This is a genomic window from Mucilaginibacter sp., from assembly GCF_036383575.1.
Lineage (GTDB): Bacteria > Bacteroidota > Bacteroidia > Sphingobacteriales > Sphingobacteriaceae > Mucilaginibacter.
Map to the genome: position 1 here is coordinate 1 of NZ_DASVOB010000451.1, position 4,945 is coordinate 4,945.

The window sequence follows — 4,945 nt, forward strand, 5'->3', positions numbered from 1 at the left end:
GAAGAGCTTGGCCTTGGCAAATCGTTAAGGATTGCTATAGCCGACGGTTTCAAACATGCATTGCCTTCAATCCTCGATTCACAGATCAGTACCTTCCTTACCGGTTTGATCCTGTTTGTGTTCGGTTCAGGTCCAATCCAGGGTTTTGCAACTACATTGATGATCGGTATCGCTACTTCATTGTTCTGTTCATTGCTGATCTCAAGGGTAATATTTGAGTGGATGCTTGACAAAAACATGGACATCAAATTCTCAAACCCATGGAGTTCACATACCTTTAAAAACGCGAACTTCGCGTTCGTAAAAAATCGTGGTAAGTTCTACATTTTCTCAGGCTTGTTCATTGCAGCCGGTCTGGTATCTATCTTTACCCGCGGCTTTACTTACGGCGTTGACTTTGAAGGCGGCCGTAACTACATTGTTAGCTTCCCTAACAAAGCCGTTAATACAGAGCAGATACACGACGCAATTGATGCTACTTTAGGTCGTAGTACCGAAGTTAAAACTATGGGTAGCGATAAATTTAGCATCACTACCAACTACTTGTTCAACGATAACTCAACAGCTGCTGATGTTAAAGTAAGGGCTACCCTTGTTAGCAAACTGGCCAGCAAACCTGAAACAAAAATTACCGACAGCAACATTTTAGGTGGTTCAAAAGTAAGTGCAACTATTGCCGATGAGTTAAAAACATCAGCTATCTATACCGTATTGTTCGCCATATTTGTGATCTCGGCTTATATCCTGATCCGTTTCCGCAAATGGCAGTTCAGCTTAGGTGCGATGATCGCGACAGCGCACGATGCTTTATTGGTATTATCGTTCTTCTCATTATTCAATGGTTTCCTTCCGTTCTCTCTGGATATTGACCAGGCGTTCATCGCTGCGATATTAACTGTTATCGGTTATTCAATTAACGATACCGTGGTAGTATTTGACAGGATCCGCGAGTTCCTGGATCACTCCAACAAGAATGAAAAACCCGAAGAGGTTATTAACAAGGCTATCAACAGCACATTGAGCCGTACCATTATCACAGCATTAACAGTGGTATTCGTATTGTTAGTATTGTTCATCTTTGGTGGTGACGTTATTAAAGGCTTCTCGTTCGCGTTATTAATTGGTGTTCTTTTCGGTACATACTCGTCGATCTGTGTGGCAACACCGGTGATCGTTGACTTTGGAAAGAAAGACCTCAAATAATATAAAAGAATAAAATTATTAAAAGGCTCCAAAGTAATTTGGGGCCTTTTTTGTTGACATGCTATGCTATAATGCTCATTAAAAAAGCTATAATATCACCGACAGATGGTGTTGCATATCGCGTACAATGAGGTATACTTGCACCGTATAATCATACAAAAAATAATCGACGGCACGGAGATTGCGCTACACTCCCAAAACGCAAACGTTGCCTTAAAAAGTTTTTAAACAGATAACCTGCACAAATGGACACATCAAATAATTCAAAATTTCCCCTTGTAGTCATCGTAGGCGGCGGCTTTGGCGGCCTGCAGGTAGCAAAACAACTAAAGGACAAACCTGTAGACGTTTTGATGCTTGATAAACACAACTACCATACCTTTCAACCCCTTTTATACCAGGTTGCCATGGGCAGCCTCGAATCTGAGTCCATTGCGTTCTCCCTGCGGAAAAATTTTGCCAGTCAAAAAAATTTCCGCTTCAGGATAGCCGAAGTAACTAAAGTAGATGCAGAGACCAATACGCTTGAAACTACCATAGGTAATATAGCTTATGATTACCTGGTGATAGCTACCGGCTCAACTACCAACTTTTTCGGCAATAAGGATATTGAGCATTATGCTATGCCTATGAAGTCGATCCCCGAGGCGCTTAACCTCCGATATTCTATTTTACAGAACATTGAGGAAGCGCTGCTCAAAGTTGGCAAGGCCGAGCGTGACCCCTACCTTACTTTTGTACTGGTAGGTGCCGGCCCGACAGGCGTTGAGCTTGCAGGCTCATTAGCCGAACTCCGCAACCACGTTTTAACCAAGGATTATCCTGAGCTTAAAAAAGAGGATATGAAGGTTTACCTGGTAGACTTTTTGCCGAAAGTACTGGGGCCATTCTCCGACCAGGCATCAAACGCGGCGCGTACCTTCCTGACCAACATGGGTGTTGAAGTGCTAACAGGCGTAAAGGTTGAAAGCTACAACGGCGAAGAAATCAAATTTGAAGGCGGTAAAACCATCCGTACAAAAAACGTGATTTGGAGCGCCGGGGTTATGGGCGTTGTACCCGAAGGTTTTGATAAAGACGTTATTGAGCGCGGAAATAAAATAAAGGTAGATAGTATTGGCCGGGTTACAGGAAGCAACAACATCTTCGCTATTGGCGACGTTGCCGCCATGATCACCGACGAAACACCTAAAGGTCATCCTGGTGTAGCGCAGGTGGCTATACAGATGGGCCAGCATGTAGCCAAAAACATTATCCATATCATCAATGGCGAGCAAACGTCGCCGTTTAAATACAACGATAAAGGTTCATTGGCAACCATTGGCCGTAATAAAGCAGTGGCCGATTTAGGCAAAGTGAAGTTCCAGGGATTTTTTGCGTGGCTGGTATGGATGTTTGTGCACCTGATATCGCTTTTAGGAGGCCGTAATAAGGTTATCGTATTCATTAACTGGGTATCGAGCTATGTAACTTATAATGGCGGCACAAGGCTTATAATCCGCAAATTTGAACGCGAAGGTTTAACCGAAGACCAGCATTTACCTAATACGGTTGATTGAGATGGAAGTTCTAAGTTAGAAACATCAGAATACAATGATATTTTTTTACTTTAGATTCAAAACCATTTAAATCCAAAGTAAAAAAGCGTCATTGCGAGGAACGAAGCAATCCCGAACTATACAGAGGCACATACATGGCTTCTCTGCCAATTGGGTATTGCTTCGTTCCTCGCAATGACGGCGTTTATTTAGCCTTGGGATCAACTATATTTAGTATTCAAAATAATGGCAATCAAAATAACCGAATGCCCCCGCGATGCCATGCAGGGCATTCACGATTTTATTCCTACCGATATTAAAGCAGCGTATATCAACCTGCTTTTACAGGTGGGGTTTGATACGATAGATTTTGGCAGTTTTGTATCGCCAAAGGCCATACCCCAACTACAGGATACTGCTGAAGTGCTAAAAAAGCTTGATCTGAGCAATACCCGGTCAAAGCTTCTGGCTATTATTGCCAACTACCGCGGAGCCGAGGATGCGGTAAAACATGAAGAGATCACCTATTTGGGTTATCCATTTTCCATATCCGAAACTTTTCAGCTTCGAAATACAAATTCGACCATTGAGCAGGCGTTTGAAACTGTGCAGCGAATAAATGAACTGTGTAAAAGCAGCAAGCAATTATTGGTTTATCTTTCCATGGGCTTTGGTAATCCTTACGGTGACGAATGGAACACCGGCATCATTGAGCACTGGGCAGAAAAACTGATCAGTGAAGGAATAAAGAACATTGCCCTTGCCGATACCATTGGCGTTGCAGATGCAGATCAGATCAGCAGTATCTATCCAAATCTTTGCCGTTTATTTCCCGATACCGAGTTTGGCATCCACCTGCATTCTACCCCGGATACCTGGCAACCCAAAATAGCTGCTGCTTACCAAAGCGGATGCAAACGTTTCGACACAGCATTAAAAGGCTACGGCGGCTGCCCCATGGCTAAAGACGACCTCACAGGCAATATCGCCACCGAAAACCTGATAGCTTACCTCAAAACACAAAACGAGCCTATAGGGCTTAATATGGATAAATTTCAGGAAGCGATGGATTATTCAGGAAGAGTGTTTGTCTAATATTGTCTGAACCCGAATTTATAGAATTAGTTAATTACCAGAATACCGGACAAATTCAATAAATTCTAATAATTCGTTTAATTCGAGTTCAGACAGTTTCTTTACGCCGCTGCGCTCTTAGCTGCTTTAGCAGTTTTTGTCTTTACTACCCTGTCAAAATTTTCCATTACCAGCACAGCTGCGCCAATCAATTCAGCATCAAAACCAAGTTCAGACACCAACAATTCGGTGCCACCTGCTAAACGAGGGATACAGTATTTATGAAGGGCCTGCTGTATCGGCGCCATCAGGATCTTGGCTACTTTAGCCCCACGACCACTCAATACAATAATTGCCGGGTTCATGATGTGGATAAGGATGGCAAGGGCCTTCCCTATTTTGTAGCCTGCATCTGATAACAGTTCAATAGCAAACTGGTCGCCGTTGTTGGCGGCCTCTATCAGGGCGTCACCCATTAATTTGGAGTGATCATCTTCGTTGTATTTTAAACTCGTTACACGGCCTTTTTTTATACCTGCGATAGCTTTTTGGGCTACAACTAATAAGGATGCTTCGGCTTCGAGGCAGCCGCGTTTACCGCATTCGCAAAGGGAGCCATCTTCTGATAACGGTATATGGCTCAGCTCGCCCGCAAAACCGTTGTGACCGCGAAATAGTTTGCCATTTACGATCATCCCCAAACCAATACCCCAGCCCAGGTTTATTACCATAACTTCCTGCTGTGATTTGGCTATGCCGAATTTTTGTTCGGCAAGAGCAATAAGACTCGAGTCATTATCAATATAAGTGGCAATACCGGTTTTTGAAGTAAGATAGGCCGTTAAGCTTTGGCCGCCGGCATCAAGATAGGTGTAATTGATACCTTCGGTGATATTGATAAATCCGGGCATACCGATACCAATACCAGCGATCCTGTCCTTAGGGATACCGCTGTGTACAATATAATTATTGATCTCTTCAACCAGTTTAGGTAGCGCCTCAGGGTTATTAAGTAGTTTAAGCTCAAAGGTGAGCATATCAGCAACGGGATTATTCAGCAGATCGAACATTTGGATACGGGCCGTGAGCTGATCAAGCGCGATAGCCAAAATATGCATGGCGCTTGATTT

General features: G+C 43.4%; 4 protein-coding genes. 3 read left to right on the forward strand and 1 reads right to left on the reverse strand.

Translation table 11 applies throughout. The annotated features are described in order from the left end of the window. The 3 genes from secF to VF500_RS16080 form a co-directional block, all read left to right on the forward strand. Positions 1–1,203: protein translocase subunit SecF (secF, locus tag VF500_RS16070; RefSeq protein ID WP_330860644.1), on the forward strand; the 1,203-nt coding region annotated here is incomplete at its 5' end. 245 nt (positions 1,204–1,448) lie between these two features. Further along, positions 1,449–2,762 carry an NAD(P)/FAD-dependent oxidoreductase gene (locus VF500_RS16075; RefSeq protein WP_330860645.1) on the forward strand — a complete coding sequence of 438 codons (1,314 nt, stop codon included), beginning with the start codon at positions 1,449–1,451 and terminating at the stop codon, positions 2,760–2,762. A gap of 225 nt (positions 2,763–2,987) precedes the next feature. After that, a complete protein-coding gene (locus tag VF500_RS16080) occupies positions 2,988–3,836 on the forward strand; it encodes a hydroxymethylglutaryl-CoA lyase (RefSeq protein ID WP_330860646.1) in 849 nt (282 codons plus the stop codon). Positions 3,837–3,937: 101 nt separating this feature from the next. Here VF500_RS16080 and VF500_RS16085 read toward each other — a convergent pair. Next, a partial coding sequence (locus VF500_RS16085; protein WP_330860647.1) for an ROK family protein occupies positions 3,938–4,945 on the reverse strand: 1,008 nt, incomplete at its 5' end.

Bases quoted from the DNA above. Each gene is read 5' to 3' on its own strand.
- VF500_RS16075 (WP_330860645.1), top strand. From the start codon at position 1,449: ATGGACACATCAAATAATTCAAAATTTCCCCTTGTAGTCATCGTAGGC.
- VF500_RS16080 (WP_330860646.1), top strand. From the start codon at position 2,988: ATGGCAATCAAAATAACCGAATGCCCCCGCGATGCCATGCAGGGCATT.